A 25,661-nucleotide genomic window follows, 5' to 3' on the forward strand; every position below is an offset into this window, starting at 1 on the left:
CTCACCCGTGCTGCAACCGCTGCAGTATCTCGTCGAACTTGGCCATGGACGCGTTGGCGCCCCATTCCATGCCGCTATCCACCACGCCCTGGCGCGTCTCAAAGCTGTCGAGCCGGGCGATGGAGCGATAGAACACCTTGCCGTCTCGCGCTTCGAAATGGTGCTCCTCGTAGAAGCGGTCATCCTCTTCGAACTGCCCTTCGACCACGAAGGTGTTCTTGATCAGGCTTTTGGGCTGCACATCGAGATAAGTGCCGAAGAACACCACTTCCGTGCCGTCGCCCATGGACGAGACAATCCGCCACTTGCCGCCTTTGCGCACATCATATTCGACAATCTCATTGTCCTCGCGCGGCCCCCACCAATAGGCGACGTGTTCGGGCTGGGTCCAAACTGTCCAGACCAGATCGAGCGGGGCATTGAAGGTGCGCGACATGATGATGATCGGCTCGTCGGCCGGCAATTCGGTCTTGAACAGGTTCTGTTGAGCGGCACTCATGATCGTTCCTCCTAGTTCTTGCTGTCGGTTTTGGGCGTTTGCAATTTGGCGAGATAGGCGTCAAGTTGATCAAGATTCTGCTCCCAGAACCGGCGGTAGCTTTCGACCAGTCCCGCCACGTCGCGCATTGGCCCGGCCTCCAATTTGCAGGGGCGCCATTGCGCCTGCTTGCTCCGGCTGATCAGGCCCGCGCTTTCCAGCACCTTGATGTGCTTGGACACAGCGGCCAGCGTCATGTCGAACGGCTCGGCCAATTCGTTGACGCTCGCTTCCCCTTGCGCCAATCGGGCAAGGATGGCGCGTCGCGTCGGATCGGCCAGCGCGGAAAGCGTGATGCTCAAGCTGTCCATTATTCAACCATCTTGTATAATACTAATTAGTTGAATACATGCCTTGGCGGGGCTTGTCAACCACCGCGCTTATGCGTCATCTGCCGGCAAAGGAGCGGGCGATGAAAACAATCCTGATCGTGGGCATCGGCGCGGGCAATCCCGAGCACCTGACCATCCAGGCCATCAATGCGCTCAACCGCGCCGATGTGCTGTTCATTCCTGACAAGGGCGCCGGCAAGGCCGATCTCGCCGATCTGCGCCGCGACATCTGCGATCGCTATGTGACCAATCCCGCCGGCCGCCGCGTCGAATACGCCGTGCCCAAGCGCGACGCCGCCAATCCCGATTATGGCGCGGGCGTGCATGACTGGCACGACGCCCTCGCCGCCATCTTTGCCCGATTGATCCATGCTGAAGTGCCAGACAATGGCGCCTGCGCCTTCCTCGTCTGGGGCGATCCCGGCCTGTATGACAGCACGATCCGCATCATCGAGCGGCTCGACAAGGCAGCCTTCAGAATCGAAATCATCCCCGGCATCACCGCGATCCAAGCCCTCACCGCCGCCCATGGCATTGCGCTGAACCGCATTGGCGAGCCGGTCCACATCACTACCGGCCGCAAACTCGGCGACGAAGGCGTGCGCAGCGACAGCGTGGTTATGCTCGACGGCCAAACCGCCTTCGCCGCATTGGACAATCCCGACCTCGATATTTTCTGGGGCGCCTATCTCGGCACGCCGGACGAAATCCTCATCGAGGGGCCGCTGCTGGAGGTGCGCGACCGCATCATCGAAACCCGTAGCGCCGCCCGCGCCCAGCATGGCTGGATCATGGATACCTATCTGCTGCGCAAGCGGGAGGGGTGATAACCCGCCCCGGATCGTATAAAGATCATCGTTCACCAATCACGAGCCCGACTTGTCCCAGGCCCTCTCCATCGCCGCCGCACCAAAAGCGCTCCCCGCGCTGCGGCGTGGCGCATGCCCGAGCCTGGATGAGCCGATGCAGACCGGCGATGGTCTGCTGGCCCGGCTCCGCATTCCCAATGGCCGCCTGACGCCGCGCCAATTGCAGGCCATAGCCAAAACCGCCGCCCAACACGGCAATGGCCAGCTCGAAATCACCGCCCGCGGCAATCTGCAGGTCCGCGGCCTCATGCCCCAGACCACGGGTGATTTCGCCACCGCCATCCAGGCCATCACCGCCATCGAACGCGGCCTTGTCGTCGAAACCCCGCCCTTGGCCGGCCAGGACCCACTTGAGCGCGCCGATCCGCGTCCAATCGCCCAGGCCATTCGTGCGCTCGGCACCACCGGCCTCGGCCCCAAGGTCACCGTCGTTGTCGATGGCAACGGCCAGATCGATCTCAACGCCCTGGGCGCCGATATCCGCCTTGCTGCCGCCAACGCCGATCATTGGCACCTGCGCGTCGGCACCAAGACTGTCGGCACCGTCGCCACCACCGACGCAGTCGACGCTGCGCGCATCATCCTGGAGCTCATAGCCAATCGTGGCGAAGCCGCCCGTGGCCGCGACCTCGCCCCCGAGACAATCCGAACGGCTCTCGCCCCTCTTCTTGCAAATGATGTCGCGGCTGTCCCGCGCCCGGCGACCAACGCCGTCGGTGATTTCACTCTCAACGCTTCCTTCGCCACTGGCATCGCCCTGCCCTTCGGCTCGGTCAGCAGTTCAACCCTTATCGAACTCGCCAACATCGCCAGAGGCTTGGGCATCACCGAACTGCTTCTGGCGCCCCACCGCGCCCTGATTGCACTGGCGCCCGATACCGCACTCCTCCACGCTTGGCGCGATGAAGCTGCTAATCTGGGCTTCATCACCACTCCAGATGATCCGCGCCGCGCCATCAGCGCCTGTATCGGCAGCGATGGCTGCGCCTCCGGCCATATCGCCGCCCGCGCGCTTGCCGCCCGATTGGCCGAGCGCCACGCCGCCCTGTTCGACGGCTCGATGACGCTTCACGTCTCGGGTTGCGTCAAGGGCTGCGCCCATCCGCGCGCTGCGTCGCTCACTCTTGTGGGCACGGCGACCAATTGCGCCCTTGTGTCAAACGGGCTGGCGGGCGATACGCCGCTGGTCGAGATTGCCCCGGCCCGACTGGAATCGGCGTTTGCCCACCTGGTGCAGCAGCGCCTGCCCGGCGAAACCAGCGCCGCATGCCTCGCCCGGCTGGGCGCCTCGACAATCGCCGGACTGTTCCGGCAGGAATGAGCATGACCGACTACGACTATATCAGGGATGGCGAGGCCATTTACGCCCAGTCTTTTGCCATCATCCGGGCCGAGGCCGACCTGTCCGCCTTCGCGCCCGACGAGGCCGATATCGCCATCCGCATGATCCACGCCGCCGGCATGGTCGAGGCGGCGCAGCATTTCGAATTCGGCCCCGGCTTTGCCGCCGCCGCCCGCACGGCTTTGGCCAATGGCGCGCCGATCTTGTGCGATGCCGAAATGGTCGCCCGGGGCATCACCGCCGCCCGCCTCCCCGCCAAAAACGAGGTCATCTGCACTTTGCGCGATCCGCAAACGCCTGATCTCGCTGCCCAGCTCGGCACTACCCGCTCGGCCGCGGCGCTACAGCTCTGGCTGCCGCGCCTTGCCGGCTCCGTCGTCGCCATCGGCAATGCGCCCACCGCGCTGTTCCACCTGCTCGAATTGCTGCGCGACGGCGCCCCCAAGCCTGCCGCCATTCTCGGCATGCCGGTCGGCTTTGTCGGCGCCGCCGAATCCAAGGCGGCCCTTTCTGAGAATTCCTACGGCGTGCCCTATGCCATCGTACGCGGGCGCCTGGGCGGTTCGGCCATGACATCGGCCGCGCTCAACGCTTTGGCGAGGTCCGGCATATGAGCGGCAAACTCATTGGCGTCGGCACCGGCCCGGGCGATCCGGAATTGCTCACGCTCAAGGCCATGCGCGCCATCGCGGCGGCTGATGTGGTCGCCTATTTCGCCAAGGCGGGCAATGCCAGCAATGCCCGTGCCATCGTCGCCGAGCACATCATGCGCGGCCAGATCGAGGAAGCGCTTGATTACCCGGTGACCACCGAGATCGACCGCCGCCACGCCGATTATAAAGCCGCGACCAACGCCTTCTATGCCGCCGCCGCCGAACGCGTCGCCGCCCATCTCGATGCCGGCCGCACTGTCGCCGTGCTCAGCGAGGGCGATCCGCTGTTTTACGGCTCCTATATGCATCTGCATGTCCGCCTCGCCCATCGCTACGACACAGAGGTCATTCCCGGTATCACCGCCATGTCCGGCTGCTGGTCCAGCGCCGGCCTGCCGCTAGTGCAGGGCGATGACGTGCTCTCGGTCCTGCCTGGCACGCTGGACGAAGTCGAGCTCAGCCGGCGCTTGGTCGAAGCCGATGCCGCGGTGATCATGAAGGTGGGCCGCAATTTGCCAAAGATCCGCCGCGCCATCGAAGAAGCCGGCAAGCTCGAAGACGCGGTCTATGTCGAGCGCGGCACGATGGCGAACGGCCACTCGATCAAGCTGATCGACAAGCAAGACGACATCGCCCCCTATTTTGCTCTGGTGCTGGTTCCCGGGTGGAGCTCTCGCCCATGACCGGACGCCTTACCGTTGTCGGCACCGGCCCGGGCAATCCCGACCAGACCACGCCCGAGGCCCTGGCTGCCATCGCCGCGGCCAGGCAATTCTTCGGCTACGGCCCTTATCTCGACCGCCTCGATCTGCGCTCCGATCAGCAACGCATCGCCTCGGATAATCGCGAAGAACTCAGCCGCGCCAAAGCCGCGCTCAAAGCCGCTGCCGCCGGCAACAATGTCTGCGTCGTATCCGGTGGTGATCCCGGCGTCTTCGCCATGGCCGCCGCCATTTGCGAGGCCATCGAAGAAGGCCCGCCCGCCTGGCGCAATCTCGATCTCGATATCGTCCCCGGCGTCACTGCAATGCTCGCCGTCGCCGCCAAGGCCGGCGCACCGCTCGGCCACGATTTCTGCGCCATTTCCCTGTCGGATAACCTCAAGCCCTGGACCGTCATCGAGCAGCGCCTGCGTGCCGTGGCCGGTGCGGGGCTGGTCATCGCGCTCTACAATCCCATCAGCAAGGCCCGCCCCTGGCAACTGGGCACGGCCTTTGCCATCCTGCGCGAAGTACTGCCCTGGACCACCCCGGTGATTTTCGGTCGCGCCGCCGGGCGCAGCGATGAAATCATCACGGTCGCCAGTCTAGCCGAAGCCAAGGCCGAGCAAGCCGACATGGCCACCTGCGTCATTATCGGCTCGCCCGAAACCCGCGTCATCGAGCGCCCCGGCCGCGCGCCCATCGTCTATTCGCCGCGCTCCACCGGGGGCCCGCAATGAGCTGGCTATCGGTGGTCGGCATTGGCGAGGACGGTCTTGCCGGGCTCGGCCAGGCGGCACGCGACGCCATTGCCAAGGCCGAGATCGTCTTCGGCGGCGCCCGCCATCTTGAGCTTGCCGCCCCCGCCGTCACCGGCGAAGCCCGCCCCTGGCTCAGCCCTTTTTCCGCGTCCATCGAAGCCGTATTGGCCGAACGCGGCCGCCCCGTCTGCGTGTTGGCCTCGGGCGATCCCTTCCATTACGGCGTAGGCGCCACGCTGGCCCGCCACCTCGACGCTTCGCAAATGGCCGTCTATCCGCACTCGTCCGCCTTCAGCCTCGCGGCTGGCCGGCTGGGTTGGGCGCTGCAGGACATTACGAGCCTGTCGCTGCACGGTCGCCCGCTCGATCTTATCCGCCCGCATCTGCATCCTGCCGCCCGCATTCTGGCGCTGACCTCCGACGAGCATGGCCCCGCGGCGCTGGCAAAGCTGCTGACCGAGGCTGGTTTCGGCATTTCCATTCTCACCGTGCTTGAAGCCTTGGGAGGCCCTCGCGAACGCATCCGCTCGCAGGTCGCCATGAGCTTTGCGCTGAGCGATATCGATCCGCTCAATATCTGCGCTGTTACCGTCGTCCCCCTGCCCGGCGCGCGCATCCTGCCGCTGACGCCGGGGCTGGATGATGGCTTGTTCGAGCATGATGGGCAGATCACCAAGCGGGAAATCCGCGCCCTCACCCTCTCCGCCCTCGCGCCGCGCCGTGGCGAATTGCTGTGGGATATCGGCGCCGGTTCGGGTTCCATCGCCATCGAATGGCTGCTCGCGGACCCATCGATGAAAGCCATCGCCATTGAGGCCAATCCTGAGCGCAGCGCCCGCATCAGACACAACGCCGCCAATTTCGGTGTCCCCGATCTGAACTTGATCACCGGCACCGCGCCCCAAATCTTGGCGGGTCTTGAATCCCCCCACGCCATCTTCATAGGCGGCGGCGGATCCGATCCGGGCGTGCTCGACGCGGCCATCGCTGCCCTCCGCCCCGGTGGGCGCCTCGTCGCCAATGCCGTCACGCTAGAGATGGAAGCTCTGCTTCTCGCCAGCCATGCCGAACACGGCGGCAGCCTCACCCGCATCGACATCGCGCGCCCCAGTCCGGTTGGCTCCATGACAGCCTGGCGCCCCGCCATGCCGATCACGCAATGGGCGTGGATGAAGGGATGAACGACATCAGGCATATTCCATGACAGTCCACTTTATCGGCGCCGGCCCCGGCGCAGCCGATCTCATAACCGTGCGCGGCCGCGATCTGCTCGCCCGCTGCCCGGTTTGCCTTTATGCCGGCTCCATCGTGCCGCCTGAGATGCTGGCCTGGTGCGCGCCCGGCGCGCGGCTGGTCGACACTGCCCCGCTCTCGCTCGATGAAATCGAAGCCGAATATCAGGCGGCCCATGCTGCCGGGCAGGACGTAGCGCGGCTGCATTCGGGCGACCTCTCGATGTGGAGCGCCGTCGCCGAGCAGATGCGGCGGCTCGACCGGCTCGGCATCCCCTATACGCTGACGCCCGGGGTCCCGGCCTTTGCTGCTGCCGCCGCCACTCTGGGCCGCGAGCTCACCATTCCGGCCGAGGCGCAGAGCCTGGTGCTCACCCGCGTCTCCGGTCGTGCCTCGCCCATGCCCGAGGGCGAAACCCTCGCCGGCTTCGGCGCCAGTGGCGCTACGCTCGCCATTCATCTGGCCATTCATGCGCTGGATCGGGTCGTGGCCGAGCTGACGCCGCTCTATGGCGCCGATTGCCCGGTGGCCATCGTCGCCCATGCCAGTTGGCCCAATGAGAAGATCATTCGCGGTACGCTGGGTACGATCGAGGCTGCGTTCGCTGCCGACCCGGTGGAGCGCACGGCGATTATCTTTGTCGGCCGCACGCTGGGCGCCGAAGGCTTCCGCGAAAGCGCACTGTACGATCCGGATTACCAACGCCGGTTTCGCGGCCGTGATGGGTTGTAGCTAGGCCGCCTTGGCCCGCGACAGCTCTGCCGTCTTGGTCAACACCCAAGCCAGTCCCACCAGGAACAGCAACCCGCCACCGAGCAGCAGTCCATCCCATAGCGGATGCGCGTCCATCGGCGCTTTCACCACCTGCAGCGCCATGCTCAGCACGGTGCCGGCTGCGAACACGGCCAGGCCCTGCCGGCCCATCAGCCGGAATGGAGCCGCGATCCAGGATTGGGCGAGGGTCCGCATGATTGGCAGATGTCCCAGCACGTAGAATAGCGCCAGCGCATGCAGCAGCCGCGGCAAGGTCAGGAAGGTCTTGTCGAACCAGATCAGGTAAAACGGCGTGCCCATGCTGCCGAACCAGCCCATGGTACCATTCATCGCCTTGCCGATCGGCGGCACTTTCATCCAGATCAGGGTGAACACCAGGATGGCAGCGGCCAGGCCGAACAGCACCGGCTGATAGGGGATGAACCGCTTGCCCACCTTCATCGCCATGCCGGAAAGCAGGCCGAGGACAAAAACCAGCTGCCAGGAGAACGGGTTGAAGAACCAGCCGCCCTCGTTGGGAAAGTTCGGGAAGTTGAGGCGGAATTCGCCAGCGATGGCCCAGAGCAGCACCGACGCCAGCGCCAACGGCACGGGCCAGCGCAGCCCCACGATGATCAGCAGCGGCGTTACCAGCAGCAGCGTCATGTAAAGTGGCAGGATATTGAGATAGCCCAGCTGGTGGGTCAGCAGCGGAATGCCCACCATGGTCCCCAGCGGCTGCTGGAACAGCGGGGCGATATTGTTCTTGGCCAGCAATTCGCCCAGCCCCAGCCACTTGGCCGCCGCCGCGAAGATGGCAAGGCTCAGGATGGTGATGGTGATATGGACGAAATAGAGCTGGCGCGCCCGCGCCCACACTTTGGCGGTGGCGGCCCAGAGCGAGCCGGTGCGGAAGCGGTTGGAATAGGCCAGGCCCGAGGCCATGCCGGACATGAAGACGAAGGCTTCGGCCGCATCGGAAAAGCCGAAATTGCGGCTGGTCAGGCCCTCGTAGAACGTGCCCGGCACGTGATTGATGAAGATCATCAGCAGCGCCAGCCCGCGGAACATGTCCAGCCGCTCATCGCGACCAGACTGCGGCGCGGCGGCTTTATCGCCGGCGATGGGTGCCCAGATGGCCCGCACCCAGCTCGGGCCCAGCAGCCCGGCGGCGCGGAACGGAACGGCTTCAGGCAGCGACATGTTCGGCCGACCTGGCGACCGCAACGTCGCTTGGATTACCCTGGATGGTCCAGCTCGCCATGATGGCCTGGTGCTCGGCCATCACCGGGGTCGGCGCAATTTCGCTATCGGTGCGGAAATAGAGCGGCCGCTTGGCATGAGAGGGGTGCGAGCTCATCGAGATCAGCAGCGGCGCAAAGATCGCCGGCAGGGCAGCCGGAGCCAACCACAGTGCCACCGACGGGGCAAAGATTGCCGTCGAGCCGAGCGCCAGCACACCGGTCAGCACGATCCACCAGCTGGCCTGGAAGGCGTCGTTGATGCTGATCCAGTTCTGCCCACGGCGGGTCGGCGGCCAGCCACCATCAAGCCCGAGCAGCACCTGCATCACCGCGCGGCTCTGCAGCATCAGCATGACCGGAGCCAATACCGTGGAAAACGCCACTTCGGTAACGATCGAGAGCAGCACGACATGAGTGCCGCCAAAATGCCGGTTGCGGCCATCGATGGCGCCGCGCACCAGGATCATCAGCTTGGGCACCACCAATACGACAGCCACGGCCACGCCCACCGCCCAGATCGGCACGGGATGCTCGACGCCGAAGCCGGAAAAGGCCGAGCGCTGGTCAGGGAACAACGCCGCCAGCACGCTGGTGAACAGCAGCGTCAGCCACAGGGGCGAGGCCATATAGGCCATGATGCCCTGGATGAAGGTGAACCGGCTCCAGAACTTGAGTCCTGGCGCGCCGATCAGCCGGCGGTGCTGCAGATTGCCCTGGCACCAGCGGCGATCGCGCTTGGCATATTCGATCAGGTTTTCCGGGCCTTCCTCGAAGGAGCCGCCCAGTTCGGGATCGACCTTGACGGTCCAGCCGGCGCGCGACAGCAAAGCCGCCTCGACATAGTCATGGCTCAGTATATGCCCGCCATAAGGCGGCTTGCCCGACAGCACCGGCAGCCCGCACGAAGCGGCAAAGGCCGAGACGCGCACAATGGCATTGTGCCCCCAATAAGGGCCTTCGCTGCCCTGCATCAGGGCGGCGCCCCGCGCAAAGGAGGGCGACATGTAGCAGGCGGAAAACTGCATGGAACGGCCGAATACCGTTGCGGCATTGATCACCTGCGGCACGGTCTGCAACAGGCCGAGATTATCGTCCCGGTCCATGCGGCGCGCCATCTCGCCAATGGTTGCGCCTTCCATCAGGCTATCGGCATCCAGGATCAGCGCATAATCATAGGCGCCGCCCGAGCGGGCGATGAAATCCTCGATATTGCCAGCCTTGCGGCCGGTGTTTTTTTCGCGGCGGCGATAGAAAATGCGGCCTGCGCTCATCGGCTCGCGCAACAGATGCTCGAACCACACGATTTCCTGCGCCGCAGTCTCCAGCACCGTGGTGTCGGACAGCACGGCAATGTGGAAGCGGTCGGCGATATCCAGCGCCACCAGGCTCCGGTTCATCGCCGCGATGCGCGAAAATGTCGCGACCGGGTCCTCGTTATAGATCGGCACCAGAATGGCGGTCAGCCCCTCGGGCTTTTCCCTGGGATCGAAATCGGGCTTTCGCGCGGGCGCAAATACGCCCAGCACAGCCGCCGCCGCGCCCCATACCAGCCAGAAGCTGGTGAAGGTGACGAGGATGGCGCGCACGATATCGAGCGTCGTCAGCCCCCCTTCCCCGGTAAAACGGAGAAAGAGATATCCCCCCGCTGCACTGAGCGTGACGGCTACCAGCAGCGTTAGGGACCGTATCAGGATCGGCCGGGTCATTGGTCTCAATCAGTCAAAAATTGCAGACAAAAGGCTGGCGCATCAGCGCCAGGACAAGACCAGAAAGGCGTTGCGCACAACGTCCATCAGCGACTTTTGCCGCTCCAGGCGTTGCTTGGGCATAGCTAGGGGTGCATCGGGTAGGGCGATGGCGTAGAGAAATTCGCTCGAATGTTTCATGCCGTGGGTCTCCACTGGTAGAGCCAGGTTTCAGTAAGTTGACGGCCTAACCCCACCAGATAGGCCCTCAGTTCCAACGGTGTCGTGCCGTCAGTCTCCACGTCGAAGACCAGACGCCATGCACCGTTGGCATCAATGCGCGAGAGCGCAGTATGTTGCGCTACGCCACCCGCGACCGTTGCCACCACATCTGGCGGCGTTTCAGCTGAAAGGCCCGACAATTCACCGCCGACAAAGTCGACCACGAATTTGCGCAGGTTGGCGGCGTTCTCCACCCCGGATACACCACCCTGCCCTGCACGCGTCTCGGCCACATAAGCCAAACTCGAATTCTTGTCGGGATTAAGGTCACCCCACACAAGACGATAACCAAATTCCCGTTCATCCCCAGCTTTTACAGGGGCTTCCGGCACCCAGAAAGCGCCGATATTATCGTCCGCTTCAAAGCGCGCCGGAATTTCGATCAGCCGCACATGGCCCTGGCCCCAATTATTGGTGGGCTCGACGCGCAGCGAAGGGCGACGCTCGTAATGAGCGCCGGCGTCCTGATAGGTCTCGAAGTCGCGGCCGCGCTGATAGAGGCCGTACGCCTTGGGATTGGCTTCCCAGAGATAGGAATTGCCCAGGGTCGTGGAATTGTTGAGCGCGCGCCACATCACTTCCCCATTTTCCCGCTCGATCAGCAGGCCATTGGTGTCGTGCACCTGGGGGCGGTAATCGTCGAAGCTGCCGCGATTGGCATCGCCGAACAGGAACATCGAGGTCAGCGGGGCAACGCCCAGCTCCTTGACATCGCTGCGGAAATTGAGCCGCGCCGTCACCTCCATGATCGTTTCCTGCTGCTCGCCATGCGGCGGGGAGATCACGAAACGATAGGCGCCGGTCACGCTGGGGCCTTCCATGGCCGCATAAAGCGTCATCGGCACATCGGCCGAAGCGGGCTTTTCGACATAGAATTCGGAAAAGACCGGGAACTCTTCTGGCACATCGAGCCAGGAATTCAGCACGATGCCGCGGGCGCTCTGGCCATAGACATTGTTGCGCCCCAATGCGCGGAAATAGCTGGCGCCAAGGAATGTCGCGAGCTCGTCATACTTGTCGGCAATATTGAGCGGATAATTGAGCCGAATGCCGGCGACACCGGGGAACTCGCCCACCGTGGCGACGCGCGCTGCGGTCTCGGCGTCATGATAATCGAAATCGGCGGCCGTGAAGGTCACGAGCTTGGCTTGGCCATCGATCAGTTCGTAGAGCTTGACCGGCTCCTTGAACAACCAGCCCATGTGGAAGGCCTGTACCTGATAACCTAGGTTATCCTTGGCCCACACGCCGTGGTCAGGCCGGAACTGGATGCGCATATGGGCGTCATAATCCAGGCCCTGCAGGCCCTCGGGCAGTTGGAACGTCACCGGCTGGAACGGGCTGGCCGCCAAATCCTTCATGCGGGCGCTGAAGGAGTCGAAATCGAAAGCGAATTGGTCGGGCAGTTCGGCCTGGGCGAAGGCTTTGGTGCTGAGCGCAGTGGTCGACAAGAGGGCGACTGCGCCTATCCCGAAAAGGACATCGCGGCGATTCGGCAGGCTGTTGATGTGACGCTTCAAGTAAACACTACCCGTTCGGTGTTGTATTGCATGGTTTCCGGCTTAATTCGAACGCCGGATAGCCGTAAAAGTTGACGCATGGGCGCCATGCAACTACCGCATGGCTCCCGGTGACCCGCCGCGAACCCTTAACGATCCGTTGACGGCAAGGGTTGCTCGCGTTGTCGTGATATGTCGATAAAGTTTGGGGCAGGTTTAGGGCAGGCCCACCGCGTAGCCGATGGCCGCCAGGCGCATAGGTAACGGTATGCCCCGCGGACCGGGCGTTTGCAGCGTTGAGATTTGTTTAAGAGTTTGGGCTTGGTGGGTGCGGGCGGCGATCACGCTCCCGGCAGGAATCCAAATTGGGCATTGTGCAGCCGCGCATAGGCTCCGCCCCGCGCCAGCAGTTCGGCGTGAGCGCCCTGCTCCACAATGCCCGTCTCATCGAGCACCACGATCCGGTCGGCATGCTGGATGGTCGCCAGCCGGTGCGCAATGACCAGCGTCGTGCGGCCCTTGGACAATTCCGCGAGGGATTGCTGGATGGCGACTTCCGTTGCCGTATCCAACGCCGAAGTGGCCTCGTCCAGAATCAGGATGGGCGGGTTCTTGAGAAAAATCCGCGCGATCGCCACGCGCTGCTTCTGCCCGCCCGAGAGTTTGACGCCGCGTTCGCCCACCACGGTATCGAGCCCATCGGACAACCGTTCGATCACCTTGTCGAAGCGGGCATTGCGCGCCGCCGCCATGATTGCCTCGTCGGAGGCGCCGAGCTGGCCATAGGCGATGTTCTCGCGGATGGTGCCGCCGAACAGGAACACGTCCTGCTGCACAATGCCGATCTGGCTGCGCAACGAGGCCTGCGTCATGTCGCGGATATCCATGCCATCGATGCTGATCGCGCCGCTATCGAGTTCATAGAAGCGCGGCAGCAGCGAGCAGAGCGTCGTCTTGCCCGCGCCCGAGGGACCGACCACGGCTACGGTTTCCCCGGCCTTGATCGTCAGGTTCAACCCGTCGAGCACCTTGCGGCCGTGCTCGTAGGAAAACCCGGCATCGGCAAAGACGATGTCGCCCTTGAGGTTGCGTACCGCTTTGGCATTGGGCCGGTCGGCAATATCCGGCTCGGTATCGATCAGCGTAGTAAAGCGGCGGAAGCCGGCAATGCCCTTGGGATAGCTTTCCAGCACGCCGGTGATCTTGTCGACCGGGCGCATGAACACATTGACCAGCAGCAGGAAGCTGACAAAGCCGCCATTGGTCAGATCGCCCTCTACCACGAGCCAGGCGCCGACCAGCATGACCACAAGCTGCACCAGGCGGGTGCTGAGATAGGTGATGGTGATGCTGGCCGTCATGTAGGCATAGGCCTGCAATTTGGTCTTGCGGTAATTGTTATTGTTGCCGGCAAAGAGATTGGCCTCGTGCGGCTCATTGGCGAAGGCCTTGACCACGCGAATGCCGCCGATCGAGTCCTCAATACGGGTATTGAACTCGCCGACCTGCCGGAACAGGGTGCGCCAGTTCTGCGTCATCTTGGCGCCGTAGCGGCTGACCAGCCAGGTCATGACCGGCACGATCAGCGTGGTGATCAGCGCCAGTTGCCAATTGACCGTGAACATCAAAGCAAAGGCGCCGAGGAAGGTCATGATGGCGATGAAGACATCTTCGGGGCCGTGGTGGGCGACTTCCCCGACATCTTCGAGGTCCTTGGTCACATGGGTGATCAGGTGGCCGGTCTTGTTGTTGTCGAAGAAGCGGAAGCTGAGCTTTTGCAGGTGATCGAACACCTGGCGGCGCATGTCGGTCTCGATGCTGATGCCCAGCATGTGGCCGAAATAATTGACCACGCCCATAAGCACCGCATTGAAAATATAGATGGCCAGCAGCGCGGCTCCGGCAATCAGAATGAAGCCGAATTCGGAGCGGGGCAGCAATTGATCGATGAAATAGGCCACCGCCATGGGGAAGGCCAGCTCGAGCAGGCCCGCGACAATGGCGCAGCCGAAATCCAGCGCGAACAGGCCCTTATAGGGGGCGTAATAGGAAAAAAAGCGAGCCAGCATCGATCAGGTCAATTCAGTCCGGCGGTTCAGCCGTGGCCGACAGGCGCCAGCATGCGCAAGTCGAACGGGTCCGCCTCATCGGCAATGCTGGCATTTGCCGCAATTGCCTGCTGCAGCGCAACTATATCGAGCACATTGCAGGGCTCCCAGCCGCAGGGGCAGCCGTCGGGATCAAGATGGGCATCGGCGACTTCGCGATAAATCGAACCAATAGCGGCAGCCAGGTATTCGAGCGCATCGAGGGGTGACAGACGGGTCGAAGCCAGCGTGCCGGAATAGGATGCCATCAGCGCCGCGCGGATGGCGGTGAAGGTGGCATCGGGCTTTTCGGAATTGTGTGGCATAGGACCCTCGCGAGTTCGACGGCAGCATTTTGCGCTGCCGCCGGTCCTTTAGCCTGTTTTCCGCGATAAAGTCGAGTGCGTTTGTCAGCTTTATGTCGGGCTATGTCGGGCCAGTGCCTTGATCACCTGCTTGGCGGTGACGCGGCCGATCTGGTGGCCGGCGTCGTCCAGCACGCCGACCCATTCATGCTCGGCGAAGAGGGGCAGCACATCTTCGCAGCGGGCGTTCATCGGGACCGAGTATTCGCAGGGCTCGACGTCGCCACGTTGCATGATGGAGCGGACATGGATGGCGCGGGCCTTGTTCACTTCGCGGACGAATTCCTCGATATGGGCGTTGGCGGGCTTGAGGACAATTTCCTCAGGTTTTCCAACCTGTTGCACCGCGCCATCTTTCAAAACGGCGATGCGATTGCCGATTTTGAGGGCTTCGTCGAAGTCGTGGGTGATGAACAGGATAGTCTTGTTGAGGCTCTGTTGCAGCTCGATCAACTGGTCCTGCATGCCCGAGCGGATCAGGGGATCGAGGGCTGAAAAGGCCTCGTCCATCAGGATGATATCGGTGTCCATGGCCAGCGCCCGGGCGAGGCCGACGCGTTGTTGCTGGCCGCCGGAGAGCTGGCGGGTGCGGCTGTTTTCGTAGCCGGAGAGGCCGACGGTGTCGATCCATTTGGCGGCTTTTTCCAGCCGTTCCTCGCGGCCGACGCCGCGCACTTCGAGGCCATAGGCGACGTTGTCGATAACCGAGCGATGCGGCAACAGACCGAATTTCTGGAACACCATCGCCACCTTGGTGCGGCGGTATTTGCGTAGCTCGTCGAGGCTTAATGCTAACACACTGTTACCCTCGACGACGATTTCACCCGCAGTTGGTTCAATCAGGCGGTTCACATGGCGAATGAGGGTGGACTTGCCCGATCCCGACAGGCCCATGACCACGAAAATCTGGCCGCGCTCGATATCAAGCGAGACATTGTCGAGCCCAACAACGTGGTCGGTCTGCGCCTGCACCTCGGCCTTGGACTTGCCCGACTGGAGCAGCGCGAGAGCCGCCTGTGGGTCGCTGCCGAAAATCTTGGTGACGCCGCGCATGGCGATCGCCAGGTCGGTCGTCGTTTCGGTTTGCATGGATGTCATGGCGTTCATTTATCTGGCCTCCGCCAAGCCGATGCGGCCCTGAAGCTGTTTGCCGAAAGACTGGGTGATGCGATCGAAGACGATGGCGAGGGCGACGATGCCCAGGCCGGCGAAGAGGCCGCGGCTGACTTCGAGCCGTCCGATGCCCTGCAGAACCTGATAACCCAGGCCACCAGCGCCGATCATCGAGGCGATGACGACCATGGACAACGCCATCATCGTGGTCTGATTGATGCCGGCGAGAATGGTGGGGAGCGCCAGCGGGATCTGCACGCCGAACAGGCGCTGGGTGGGGTTGGTGCCGAAGGCGCGGCTGGCTTCCATCACCGCCGGATCGACCGAGCGCAGGCCGAGATCGGTCAGCCGCACCAGAGGTGGGGCGGCATAGACGACAGTGGCGATCAGCGCGGGAATCTTGCCGGGGCCAAAGATCATCACCGTGGGGATGAGATAGACGAAGCCGGGCAGCGTCTGCATCAGATCGAGCACCGGGGTGATGAGCTGGCGCACCCGAGCCGAGCGGGACATAGAAACGCCGACCGGAATCGAGATGACAATGGCGGTTATGGTGGCGGCAAGCATCAGGGCCATGGTGGTCATGGCGTCCTTCCACAGCTCCATCACACCAAGGAACAGCAGCGAGAACAGCACGATGAGTGGCAATTTCCAGCTGCGCGAGGCGAGCCAGGCAATGCCGGTGAGGATGGCCACGATCAGCCACCAGGGGGTGGCGATCAGCAGGTCCTCGATGGCCTTGAGCAGCATGAGCAGCGGATAGGCGGCGGCTTCGAAGCCATCGCCCCAATGGCGCACGACCCAATTGAGGCCGTCGTCGATCGCCCGACGCAGGGGCTTGGTATCAATCAATTGCGGAAACAAGGTTTGTCACTTTCTTCTGGCCCGAAAGGGGCAAATTTGTTCAGCACGATCCCAAAGGGCGCCGGAGAGGCACGCTTGGGGATCACGCGGAAAACGGGGTGAGGTGGGTGAGGGAGCGGGCCCCAACCGCGGTGTCATTCCCGCGAAAGCGGGAACCTCTGTTTTTCTTGCCGGGCATCCCGAAACGGAGGTTCCCGCTTTCGCGGGAATGACATTGTGGGGGATGTCGGCTCGGGGCACTTGGAGGGGGCAGCACCCCCACCCTCAATCCCTCCCCACAAGGGGGAGGGAGGCGGATCGGGGCTCTCGAAAGCTCGCCCTTTAGAGGCTTGCCCTCACCTTTTCGGCGACTTCAGCGGGCACCCAGCCGGTCCACACGTCTTCCTTGGTCTTGAGGAAGTTTTCGGCGGTGGCGGCGGCGTCGGCCTGGTTTTCGTCGCCATAGACCAGCAATTCGCTGATTTCGGCGTTGGTCAGGCCAACCTTGGTGAAATAGTCCGCCACATTGGGTGCTTCTTCGCTGAGCCAGGCGGCCGCGCCGACGATTGCGGGCGAGGACGGATAGGCGGTGACGCCGGCCGGCTCGGTGCAATCGGGATCGGTGTTGCAAGCGTAGACTTCGGGCTTGGTCTCGCCCATGTCGAGCGCTACGGCGTCGAATTTACCGAGGATCGCGGTGGGGCCCCAATAGTAGAAGAGGATTGGCTCTTCACGGGTGAAGGCACGGGCAATGGAGGCGTCAAGGGCGCCGCCAGAGCCGGGCGAGAACAGGGTCCAGTTTTCGCTCATGTCATAGGCGTCGAACAGGGCCGTGGTGGCCAATTCACAGCCCCAGCCCGGCGGGCAGGAATAGAGGCGGCCTTTGCTCGTATCCTCTGGATCGGGGAAGACGCCGGGATTGGCAATGGCTGTTTCGGCGCTGACGATTTCGGGGTGGGCTTCCTGGGTGTAGCGGGGAATGAACCACCCCTCGATCGTGCCATCGGTGATGGCTTCGCCCAGCTTGGTCACCGAGCCATCGGCGAGGGCGGCATCCCATTGGTCTTGCACGGTGCTGGTCCACAGTTCGGGCGCCACAGCGGGCGAACCGCGCGTCACCATGGAGCTGGTGGTGGGAACCGTGTCGCCGGTGACGATGGCGACATCGCATCCGAAACCGGCTTCCAGAATTCTAGCGTGAATGTGCGCCAAGGCGGCCGCGGAGGGCCAGGTCATCTCGGCAATATCGATGGTGCGGTCGGTGCCACAGGCAGCTTCGGCGCTATCCTGAGCAATGGCGGGAACACTAATCGCAGACAAAAAGGCAAGTGCGATCGCGGCGGCAATGCCACCGGATTTCAATATCATCAGGTCGTCTCCTGGATTTATGTGATGGCCGGACCATAGGGAGACAGTCTCGATGTGTCAAATCGGACAATACTTGCCAGTTTAAAGAAGAAACGGCGCGTGAGTTCTTTGCAGATCAACTAATGCTGACACATTTGATATTGAATGTTTGCTGGCGCATGTTCTTTCGAACCGCTGGAAGCGACGCTCGATTTGTGTGTTGAAGCAAAAAATAATCTCGTGCCGCGAGATGGCCGCAAATTGGGCGGGTTTGGGCGGCGGTGGGCTCCCCCAGCTTCAACCAACCACGATGTCATTCCGGCGAAGGCCGGAATCCATGCTGAAGGCTATCCCGGCGCTGGATGTGTTTGGGTGGCCACGGACATGGATTCCGGCCTTCGCCGGAATGACGCGGTGGTGGGGATGGTGGGGTGGGGCCACCGAGAGTAGATCAACCACCGCATCTCCCTCGGGCTTGACCCGAGGGTCGTTCGCCGCTTGTGCCGGGCTGAGAGTGGCCCTCGGGTCAAGCCCGAGGGAGATGCGGTGGGTGGGAGGCTAGTGGGGCAAGGCCCCTGCCCCTCAGGCGCCGGTTAGCCGCCAGACGACATCGCCGACGTCGTCGGCAACCAGCAGGCTGCCGTCGGCGCCAAGGGTTACGCCCACGGGGCGGCCGTAGGAGGTTTTTTCGTCGGGGGCGAGGAAGCCGCTGAGCAGCTCGACCGGGTTGCCGGTGGGGCGACCGTCGACGAAGGGAACGAGGATGACCTTGTAGCCGCTGAGGATGCTGCGGTTCCAGGAGCCGTGCTGACCGATGGCCATGCCTTCGGGAATGCCGGGCAATGTGCCGGCCGGGACCCAGCAGAGGCCCAGCGAGGCGGTGTGGCCGCCCAGCGCGTAGTCGGGCGTGAGCGCCTTGGCGACCATGGCCGGGTCCTGCGGCACGCGGTCATCGACGGTCTGACCCCAATAGCAATAGGGCCAGCCATAGAAGCCGCCATCCTTGACCGAGGTCAGGTAATCGGGCGGGGTTTCGTCGCCGATGCCGTCGCGTTCATTGACGACCGTGTGCAGGACGCCGGTGGTCGGCTCGAAGGCCATGCCGACGGCATTGCGCAGGCCCGAGGCGAAGATGCGGCTTTTGCCGGTAACCAGATCCAGCTCGTGGATCGCGGCGCGGTTTTCCTCTTCCGCCATGCCGTTTTCGGCGATGTTGCTCTGCGAGCCGACGCCGATGAAGAGCTTGGTGCCGTCGGGGCTGGCGAGCAGGCTGCGTGTCCAGTGGCCGCCGGGCTTGAGATCGAGCAGTTTGCGGCCGGGGGCGGTGATGCGGGTTTCGCCGTCAACATAGGGGAAGGCCACGACGCCATCGGTGTTGCCGACATAGAACGTGTCGCCGACGAGGGCCATGCCGAAGGGCTGGCTCAGGCCTTCGAGGAAGATTTCGCGGAGTTCCGGCACGCCATCGCCATTGGTGTCACGCAAGAGGGTGATGCGGTTGGCGTTGATTTCGAGTGCGCCGACCCGGCGCATGACGCGATTGCGGAACCAGTCGACCACGCCCTTGACCTGCTGCGGCAGGGAGGCGGATTCGGCGACGAGGACGTCGCCATTGGGCAGGACATAAATCCAGCGAGGATGGACCAGCTTACTGGCAAAGGCGGTGACCGCCAGGCCCTTGGCGACGGTCGGCTTGTGGCCGGGCTGCCAGCCCATGGCCTTGGGCGTTTTCATGACCGGCAGGCTACCCTGCGAAACGGCGGTGGGAATGGTTGGATTGGTACCCATGGCGGCTGGCAGATTGACGCCATTGCGGCTGCGGCCGCGCAGATACCAGACGACGCCAGCGATCAATATGACCAAGACGACAAGGACAAGAAAACTGTTCCCAGTCATAGACGTTTCTCCCAGGGCGGATTGGTGCCCGATTTGTTTTTGATGCGGTGAGCGCGCGTGAGGGATCGCGCCGGGCGGGAATAGCTTTTTGCCACTCCAGGGAGGTTACGTCCACGGGAAATCGGGACCGAATGATGCAGGAACGCCAGTAGACCTCATCCTGAGCTTGTCGAAGGACGAGGTCGTGGCACCCCAGCCTCCACTCGCTCGACCTCGTGGTTCGACAGGCTCACCATGAGGTCTTCTTGGGAGCAGCGCTCACCCAAGCAAAAGCAGGCTATCCCGGTGTGGGATAGCCTGCTTGATCTTGGTGGCGATTGCCGGACTTATTGAGCCGGGGTCGGCTCGCCCAGGGAGAGCATCAGGCGGTTGGCCCAGTTGAAGAAAGCCGAGGTGGAGATGACATCGGCGACTTCGAAGTCATCGAGGCCATTGGCGCGCAATTGGGCGATTTCGGTTTCGCCGAAGCGGGCGGGTGTGTCGGTGAGGGCGACGGCGGCGTGTTTGACGCTGTTCCAGCGCTCGCCCAGGTCAGCGCCCAGGCCGTCATCGAGCAGGCGCTGCACGTCGTCGCGGCGCTTGGAATGGGTGGAGGCGAAGCGCGAATGGACCGAGGCGCAGAAAATGCAGCCATTGTGGCGCGAAGTGGCCGTGGCCGAGAGCTCCCGCTCGGCGCGCGGCAGGCCGCCATTGGGATTGTAGAAAATGTCCTTGTCGGCCTTGGTGCGGGCTTCGAGCACTTCGGGGTCGCGCGCCAGCAGCATGAAATAGGGCGATTTGGACCGCGAGGCATCGACGAGGCCGGCCCAATGACGATCGGTCAGGTCCGCCTCGGTGAGGGGATCGAGCCATGGAATCCAGCCCAGTTCAGCCTGGGTGAAGGCGACGGGCGGCACATTATCCGGGTGAGAAATCGTTGTGGTCATCGTGGGTTCCTCAGGAGTTGGCGCCGGCCGCGAGGGCCTGGGAGAAGGTTGCTTCTGTCGTGGTTTGGCTGGCGGAGGCGGCGAGCGCGGTCAGCCCTTCGACCAGGCGCACCTGGAAGGCGAGATAGGCGACGAGCTGGGAGAGGGTGACAATGCCGTCATTGCTCCAGCCGGCATCGAGCAGGGTTTGCAGGGCCTGCCGGCTCGCGTCGCGCGGGCGGAAGACCAGCAAATGGGCGTGTTCGAAGGCGGCGGATAGCTTGGCGCCGAGGAATTGGCGGCTGTCCGGCGCCGCGGCGTAGTGCAGGCCGGGCTTGTTCTCAGGGGAGAGCGGGCCGGCGGGATAATCGCCATAGGGCCCCTGCACTGCGCCGCGCTCGGTTTCGCTGCCGACGATAACGGCGAGGGCCGGGCCGCCTTCGAGCAGGGTCAGGCGGTGGATATAGTGATCGGTCAGCCCCAATTGGCCGTGCAGGCCCGCCACGAACCCGGCAATGGCGAAGCGCTCGAGCAGGGAGACGGCGCCGGCATCTTGGGGGGAGAACAGCGCGTCATAGGCTTTTTGCACATTGTCGCGCGCGATTTCGCGGTGGCGGCGGATCTGGTCGAGGCGCGAGCCGGCGGTGATGGAGAGCAATTGATCGATCAGGTCGGCATGTTGGGCACCCATGGGGAGCTCCTTTCATGGTGAAGACGGGTTTCAGCCGGCCACGGCAACGCGCGGCAGCTGGGAGGCAAGGGTGCGCCAGCCCAGAGCGGGCGCGACCTGGGTGGCGATGAGTTCGAGCGAGCGCAGGATCAGCTCGTGCGGCGGATCGACGGAGTGGACCTGGAAGGAAATGTCGGTGGCGCGTTCCAGCGTGTCGTCGGCGGCAAGGCTGGTCGCGACGTCGTCCACAGTGCCGACATGGGTGTCGAAGGCGCGGATCAGGTCGGTGAGGCTATCGCCGTTGATGATGTGGCCGATGGCAGCGAATTTTTCAGCGATGCGGCGCAGGCCGATATCGGCCCAGTGCAGCGCGGTTTGCTGGTCATCGGCGACGAAAAGGGTGCGGGAGGCGAGGATGCGGGGTTCGCGGCCGGGCGGGAGGGCGGCGAGATAGGCGTCGATGATGGGGTGCTGGAGTTCGGCCAGGGTCGCGTTGGGTCTGTCCTTGTCGCGGGGCTGGGTGCGCGAGAGCATGAGGCCATCGCCCGCCTCCCCTGCCCTGCGGCCGCCATCGACCGAGAAGGTGGCTTGCCAGATGCGGTCGAGCAGGCCCTTGCCTTCGGGGTAGAGATGATTGCCGCCGCCGACGTCTTCGCCGGCCAGGGCCTTGCGGACGATGGCGAGATTGGCGGCGTGGATGGGGCCGCGCTGGGCGCTGTCGAGGCCGAAGGCGCCGAATGAACTGGGCGTGCCGCCGCTGCCGACGCCCAGTTCGAGGCGGCCATTGCTGAGCAGGTCAAAGACTGCAGCGTCTTCGGCGACGCGGAGGGGCGCTTCGAGCGGCAGGGTGACGATGCCGGTGCCCAGGCGAATGGTGCGGGTTTGCGCGGCGACGTGGGAGAGGAAGACGAAGGGCGCGGGCAGACCACCCTCATCATGGCTGAAATGGTGCTGGGCGACCCAAGCGGCGTCAAAGCCGTGGCGCTCGGCGGCGATGATCTGTTCGGCGGCGAGGCGATAGCGTTCGCCGGGGCTGGCATCGTCGAGGAGGCGGGTGAAAAAGCCGAGGCGTTTGCCATTGTGCCGGGTCATTGGGCTGCTCCTGCATAGTATCGGGCGGGCGTCGAGAGGTGCCGGCCGGGGATGGCGGCGATGAGTTCGCGCGTGTAGTCGGCGCTTGGCTGGGTGAAGACGGTTTCGACTGTTCCGGTTTCGACGGCGCGTCCGGCCTGCATCACGGTGACGGTGTGGGCCACCTGGCGGACCACGGCAAGGTCGTGGGTGACGAACAGATAGGTCAGGCCGAGGCGGTCTTGCAGGGATTGGAGGAGGCGCAGGATTTGGGCCTGGACCGTGACGTCGAGGGCGGAGACGGCTTCGTCGAGCACGAGGACGCGGGGCTCAAGGATGAGGGCGCGGGCGATGGCAACGCGCTGGCGTTGACCGCCGGAGAGGGCTCGGGCGCTGCGGTCCAGGGTGTCGGCGGGGAGGCCGACCTGATCGAGCAGGGCTTTGACGCGATCGAGGCGTTCGGCTTTGCCCACGGGCTCGAAATTGCGCAGCGGCTCGCCGATGATTTCGGACACGCTCTGGCGCGGATCGAGCGAGGCGAAGGGGTTTTGGTAGACCAATTGCACATTGCGCCGGAACTGGCGCAGGGGTTCGCCGGAAAGTGCGGTGATCTCGGTGCCGAGGATCGTGACGCGGCCTGATGTGGGGCGCTGGAAGCCGACCACGGTGCGGGCTGTGGTGGTTTTGCCGGAGCCGGATTCACCGACAATGGCGTGGGTGGTTCCAGCGGCGACGGTGAAGGATAGATCATCGACCGCGCGGAAGAAGTTGCGGGAGCCGACGGGGAAATCCTGGGTCAGGCCGGCGACGGCGATGGCCTCGGGCGCGGCGGCGGGGGCGGTGCGAAATGCTGCGGGCGCGAGGGATGGGGCGTCGGCCAGCAGGCGCTTGGTGTAGTCGCTGCGCGGGGTGCCCAGCACCTGGCGGGCGGGGCCCTGCTCCTGCACCTGGCCTTGTTTGAGCACGATGATCCGGTCGGCCCGGTCGGCGGCGACGCCGAGGTCGTGGGTGACCAGCAGGACCGAAGTGCCGAATTCGGCGCGCAGTTCATCGATGAGATCGAGAATGCGGCGCTGCACGGTGACGTCGAGCGCGCTGGTCGGTTCGTCGGCAATCAGCAGCGCCGGACGCAGGGCGATGGCTATGGCGATCAGCACGCGCTGCTTCATGCCGCCGGAGAGTTCATGCGGATATTGGCCATAGCGCAATTCGGGCTGATCGAGGCCGACGCGGGCCAGCAATTCGATGACGCGCTGGCGGCGCTCCTTGCCGTCGCGCACGCCATGCAGGCGCAGGATTTCGGCAGTCTGGGCGCCGATGGTCAGCACGGGATTGAGCGAGGTGCCGGGGTCTTGCGGGACGAGGCTAACGCTTTTGCCACGAACATGGTCGAGGCGCCGATCGGCCCAATGGGCGATGTCGGTGCCGTTAAGGCGGATGGCGCCGCGCTCGATGCGGCCATTGTCGGGCAAGAGGCCAATCACGGCCTGGGCTGTGGTGGTCTTGCCGGAGCCGGACTCGCCCACGAGCGCGACGACTTCGCCAGCGCCGACCGTGAAGGACACGTCCTGCACGACGCGACGCCAACCGGCGGCGTCGCGATAGGCAATATCGAGGCCGGTAACGTCGAGAATGGGCGGGGCGGCGGCAAAGGCCAAAGAGTTCATGATGTCCTCCGCAGCGATTGGCTGATGCGATTGGCGGCGAGCACGACGAGAATGACGGCGAGACCAGGGAAAGCGGTGAGCCACCAGGCCGAGGTCAGGTATTTGCGGCCTTCGGAAATGAGCAGGCCCCATTCTGGAATGGGCGGCGGCGCGCCATAGCCGAGGAAGCCAAGCGTGGAAATGGCGAGAATGGCGGTGCCGAATTGCAACGCTGCATAGGAGATGATGGTGCCCAGGGAATTGGGCAGGACATGGCGCCACAGCACTGCGGAGAAGCGCCCGCCGCTGCCGAAGGCGGCCTCGACATAATCGGCGCGGCGCACGCGGATGACTTCGGAACGCATCAGGCGGGCAAAGCTGGCGACGGTGGTGACTCCGACAGCGGCGGCGACATTGATGGTGCCGAAGCCCAGAAGGATGATGATCGAGAGTTGCAGCAATAGGCCGGGAATGGAGAGCATGACATCGACCAGGCGCATGATGATGTCATCGACCTTGCCGCCGATGGCGCCGGCGAAGAGGCCCAGCGCGGTGCCGCCGAACAGGCCGACCGCCACCGCAACAATGGCGCCGGAAAGGGAATTGACCGAGCCATAGATGATGCGCGCCAGCACATCGCGGCCGATCTCGTCTGTGCCGAGCCAATGGGCGGCGTCGGGCGCCTTCAGCTGGTTGCCGGCAATGCCGATCGTGCCGCTATGGGGGGTGAACAGGCCCGGCGCCACGGCCCAGGCCGCGACGATGGCGATGACCGCCCAGGCCAGAACCAGCGTCAGATCGATATGGCGGAGGCCGCGCAGACTGATGCGGCCCGGCCGGGCGACGAAGAGGTCGAGGCTGCTCATGCTGTCGCTCCGATCGAACGTTTGAGGCGCGGGTCGATCAAGGGGGCGGCGAGATCGACCAGGAGATTGATGACGACGAAGCCGAAGGCGGCCAGGATGACGATGGCCTGCAACACGGCGGTATCCTGATTGCTGACGGCCTGTTCGGTGACGCGGCCAATGCCATTGATGCCGAAGACGGTTTCGGTGACGACGGCGCCGGCCAGCAATTCGCCGAACAGCACGCCGGCAATGGTCAGCACCGGCAGCAATGCATTGCGCAGGACGTGGCGCCACAGCACCCAGAGGCGGCTGGCGCCCTTGGCGCGGGCGACGGCAACAAAGGGCTGGGTCTGCACTTCATCGAGGCTGCGAATGAGGATTTGGGCCAGCGGCGCGGCGATGGGGATGGCCAGCGTTGCCACGGGCAGGAGCAGCGCCTGGAACTCGGACGGGTTGATCACCGGGACCAGCCGGAAGCGGAACGAGAATATCTGGATGAGCATGATGCCCAGCCAGAAGACCGGCACGGAGACCAGCAAAGCCGGCAGCGAAACCAGCAGATTGCGCAGCCAGGCGAAGGGCGCGAGCGTGGCGGCAAAAGCAATGGTGCCGGCAAGCAGGACGGCGAAAACCAGCCCCAGGCTGGCGAGGCGCAAAGTGGGCGGCAGATTGGTGGCGAGCAGGGTATTGACCGGCACGCCGGCCTGAATGGAATAGCCGAAACTGCCCTGCAGGAAATTCCACAGCGTATTACCATATTGCGCCCAGATCGGCGCGTCGGCGCCATAGAGCACGCGAATTTCGGCGATCTGTTCGGCCGAGAGGCCCATTTCGGGGTTCTGGTATTTGATGAGGAGCGCGTCGCCCGGCAGCGCCTGCAACAGCAGGAAAGACGCCGTGAAGGCCAACAGTAAAACCACTGCGGCCTGTCCGATCCGGTTCAGCAGATTTCGCGTCATCAGCCTATCCCTTTGAGGT

25 protein-coding genes are annotated in these 25,661 nt (G+C 64.0%); 7 read left to right on the forward strand and 18 right to left on the reverse strand.

What is annotated here, in order from left to right; translation table 11 throughout:
- Position 1 precedes the first annotated feature (1 nt).
- Both N8A98_RS02975 and N8A98_RS02980 read right to left on the reverse strand, forming a co-directional pair.
- On the reverse strand, positions 2-499 hold the full coding sequence (locus N8A98_RS02975) for an SRPBCC domain-containing protein (RefSeq protein ID WP_262169026.1): 498 nt from the start codon (positions 497-499) through the stop codon (positions 2-4).
- 11 nt (positions 500-510) lie between these two features.
- Positions 511-849: an ArsR/SmtB family transcription factor gene (locus N8A98_RS02980; RefSeq protein WP_262169028.1), complete on the reverse strand. Its 339-nt coding sequence runs from the start codon at positions 847-849 to the stop codon at positions 511-513.
- Between the two features lie 101 nt (positions 850-950).
- Between N8A98_RS02980 and cobF the strand changes: the two genes are divergently transcribed.
- From cobF to cobM, 7 genes are read left to right on the forward strand one after another with little or no spacing between them, the layout of a single operon-like run.
- Positions 951-1,697 carry a precorrin-6A synthase (deacetylating) gene (cobF, locus tag N8A98_RS02985; RefSeq protein WP_262169030.1) on the forward strand — a complete coding sequence of 249 codons (747 nt, stop codon included), beginning with the start codon at positions 951-953 and terminating at the stop codon, positions 1,695-1,697.
- Between the two features lie 52 nt (positions 1,698-1,749).
- Positions 1,750-3,060: a precorrin-3B synthase gene (gene cobG / locus N8A98_RS02990; RefSeq protein WP_262169032.1), complete on the forward strand. Its 1,311-nt coding sequence runs from the start codon at positions 1,750-1,752 to the stop codon at positions 3,058-3,060.
- A 2-nt stretch (positions 3,061-3,062) separates the two neighbouring features.
- Positions 3,063-3,695 (forward strand): precorrin-8X methylmutase, encoded by a 633-nt coding sequence (locus N8A98_RS02995; protein ID WP_262169033.1) that lies wholly within the window; start codon positions 3,063-3,065, stop codon positions 3,693-3,695.
- A complete protein-coding gene (locus N8A98_RS03000) occupies positions 3,692-4,417 on the forward strand; it encodes a precorrin-2 C(20)-methyltransferase (protein ID WP_262169035.1) in 726 nt (241 codons plus the stop codon). Before N8A98_RS02995 ends, N8A98_RS03000 begins: the two co-directional genes overlap by 4 nt.
- The gene (locus N8A98_RS03005; RefSeq protein WP_262169037.1) at positions 4,414-5,175 is read left to right on the forward strand and encodes a precorrin-3B C(17)-methyltransferase; all 762 of its coding nucleotides are present in this window, start codon (positions 4,414-4,416) and stop codon (positions 5,173-5,175) included. Before N8A98_RS03000 ends, N8A98_RS03005 begins: the two co-directional genes overlap by 4 nt.
- On the forward strand, positions 5,172-6,377 hold the full coding sequence (gene cbiE / locus N8A98_RS03010) for a precorrin-6y C5,15-methyltransferase (decarboxylating) subunit CbiE (protein WP_262169040.1): 1,206 nt from the start codon (positions 5,172-5,174) through the stop codon (positions 6,375-6,377). The genes N8A98_RS03005 and cbiE overlap by 4 nt, the downstream gene beginning before the upstream one ends.
- 19 nt (positions 6,378-6,396) lie before the next feature.
- A complete protein-coding gene (gene cobM, locus N8A98_RS03015) occupies positions 6,397-7,161 on the forward strand; it encodes a precorrin-4 C(11)-methyltransferase (protein WP_262169041.1) in 765 nt (254 codons plus the stop codon).
- On the opposite strand, the gene N8A98_RS03020 is transcribed toward cobM, so the two are convergent.
- From N8A98_RS03020 to N8A98_RS03095, 16 genes are all read right to left on the reverse strand, one after another.
- Entirely contained in the window at positions 7,162-8,385 is a 1,224-nt protein-coding gene (locus N8A98_RS03020; protein WP_262169042.1) for an OpgC family protein, read from the reverse strand. It lies immediately after the preceding gene.
- Positions 8,372-10,132, reverse strand: a complete 1,761-nt coding sequence (mdoH, locus tag N8A98_RS03025) for a glucans biosynthesis glucosyltransferase MdoH (protein WP_262169045.1) — start codon at positions 10,130-10,132, stop codon at positions 8,372-8,374. The genes N8A98_RS03020 and mdoH overlap by 14 nt, the downstream gene beginning before the upstream one ends.
- Positions 10,133-10,174: 42 nt before the next feature.
- Complete coding sequence (locus N8A98_RS03030; RefSeq protein ID WP_162740180.1) at positions 10,175-10,312, reverse strand: hypothetical protein; 138 nt, start codon at positions 10,310-10,312, stop codon at positions 10,175-10,177.
- Positions 10,309-11,844 carry an OpgD/OpgG family glucan biosynthesis protein gene (locus N8A98_RS03035; RefSeq protein WP_262169048.1) on the reverse strand — a complete coding sequence of 512 codons (1,536 nt, stop codon included), beginning with the start codon at positions 11,842-11,844 and terminating at the stop codon, positions 10,309-10,311. The genes N8A98_RS03030 and N8A98_RS03035 overlap by 4 nt, the downstream gene beginning before the upstream one ends.
- A gap of 389 nt (positions 11,845-12,233) precedes the next feature.
- Positions 12,234-13,961 (reverse strand): ABC transporter ATP-binding protein, encoded by a 1,728-nt coding sequence (locus N8A98_RS03040; RefSeq protein ID WP_262169049.1) that lies wholly within the window; start codon positions 13,959-13,961, stop codon positions 12,234-12,236.
- Between the two features lie 26 nt (positions 13,962-13,987).
- Complete coding sequence (locus N8A98_RS03045; protein ID WP_262169051.1) at positions 13,988-14,305, reverse strand: hypothetical protein; 318 nt, start codon at positions 14,303-14,305, stop codon at positions 13,988-13,990.
- A gap of 90 nt (positions 14,306-14,395) precedes the next feature.
- Positions 14,396-15,451 carry a quaternary amine ABC transporter ATP-binding protein gene (locus N8A98_RS03050; protein WP_262169053.1) on the reverse strand — a complete coding sequence of 352 codons (1,056 nt, stop codon included), beginning with the start codon at positions 15,449-15,451 and terminating at the stop codon, positions 14,396-14,398.
- Positions 15,452-16,321: an ABC transporter permease gene (locus tag N8A98_RS03055; protein ID WP_262169054.1), complete on the reverse strand. Its 870-nt coding sequence runs from the start codon at positions 16,319-16,321 to the stop codon at positions 15,452-15,454.
- 321 nt (positions 16,322-16,642) lie between these two features.
- Positions 16,643-17,668, reverse strand: a complete 1,026-nt coding sequence (locus N8A98_RS03060; RefSeq protein ID WP_262169056.1) for a glycine betaine ABC transporter substrate-binding protein — start codon at positions 17,666-17,668, stop codon at positions 16,643-16,645.
- 561 nt (positions 17,669-18,229) lie between these two features.
- On the reverse strand, positions 18,230-19,543 hold the full coding sequence (locus tag N8A98_RS03065; protein ID WP_262169059.1) for a PQQ-dependent sugar dehydrogenase: 1,314 nt from the start codon (positions 19,541-19,543) through the stop codon (positions 18,230-18,232).
- 326 nt (positions 19,544-19,869) lie between these two features.
- Positions 19,870-20,469: an alkylhydroperoxidase domain protein gene (locus N8A98_RS03070; RefSeq protein WP_262169061.1), complete on the reverse strand. Its 600-nt coding sequence runs from the start codon at positions 20,467-20,469 to the stop codon at positions 19,870-19,872.
- A 10-nt stretch (positions 20,470-20,479) separates the two neighbouring features.
- The gene (locus tag N8A98_RS03075) at positions 20,480-21,139 is read right to left on the reverse strand and encodes a CMD domain protein (protein ID WP_262169063.1); all 660 of its coding nucleotides are present in this window, start codon (positions 21,137-21,139) and stop codon (positions 20,480-20,482) included.
- Between the two features lie 30 nt (positions 21,140-21,169).
- Positions 21,170-22,210: a putative FMN-dependent luciferase-like monooxygenase gene (locus N8A98_RS03080; RefSeq protein WP_262169065.1), complete on the reverse strand. Its 1,041-nt coding sequence runs from the start codon at positions 22,208-22,210 to the stop codon at positions 21,170-21,172.
- Positions 22,207-23,856 (reverse strand): dipeptide ABC transporter ATP-binding protein, encoded by a 1,650-nt coding sequence (locus N8A98_RS03085; RefSeq protein ID WP_262169068.1) that lies wholly within the window; start codon positions 23,854-23,856, stop codon positions 22,207-22,209. Before N8A98_RS03085 ends, N8A98_RS03080 begins: the two co-directional genes overlap by 4 nt.
- Positions 23,853-24,701: an ABC transporter permease gene (locus N8A98_RS03090; RefSeq protein WP_262169070.1), complete on the reverse strand. Its 849-nt coding sequence runs from the start codon at positions 24,699-24,701 to the stop codon at positions 23,853-23,855. Before N8A98_RS03090 ends, N8A98_RS03085 begins: the two co-directional genes overlap by 4 nt.
- Complete coding sequence (locus N8A98_RS03095) at positions 24,698-25,642, reverse strand: ABC transporter permease (protein ID WP_113124124.1); 945 nt, start codon at positions 25,640-25,642, stop codon at positions 24,698-24,700. The genes N8A98_RS03090 and N8A98_RS03095 overlap by 4 nt, the downstream gene beginning before the upstream one ends.
- Positions 25,643-25,661 lie beyond the last annotated feature (19 nt).

Origin of the sequence: Devosia neptuniae, assembly GCF_025452235.1 — a bacterium.
In the GTDB taxonomy this organism is placed as follows: domain Bacteria; phylum Pseudomonadota; class Alphaproteobacteria; order Rhizobiales; family Devosiaceae; genus Devosia.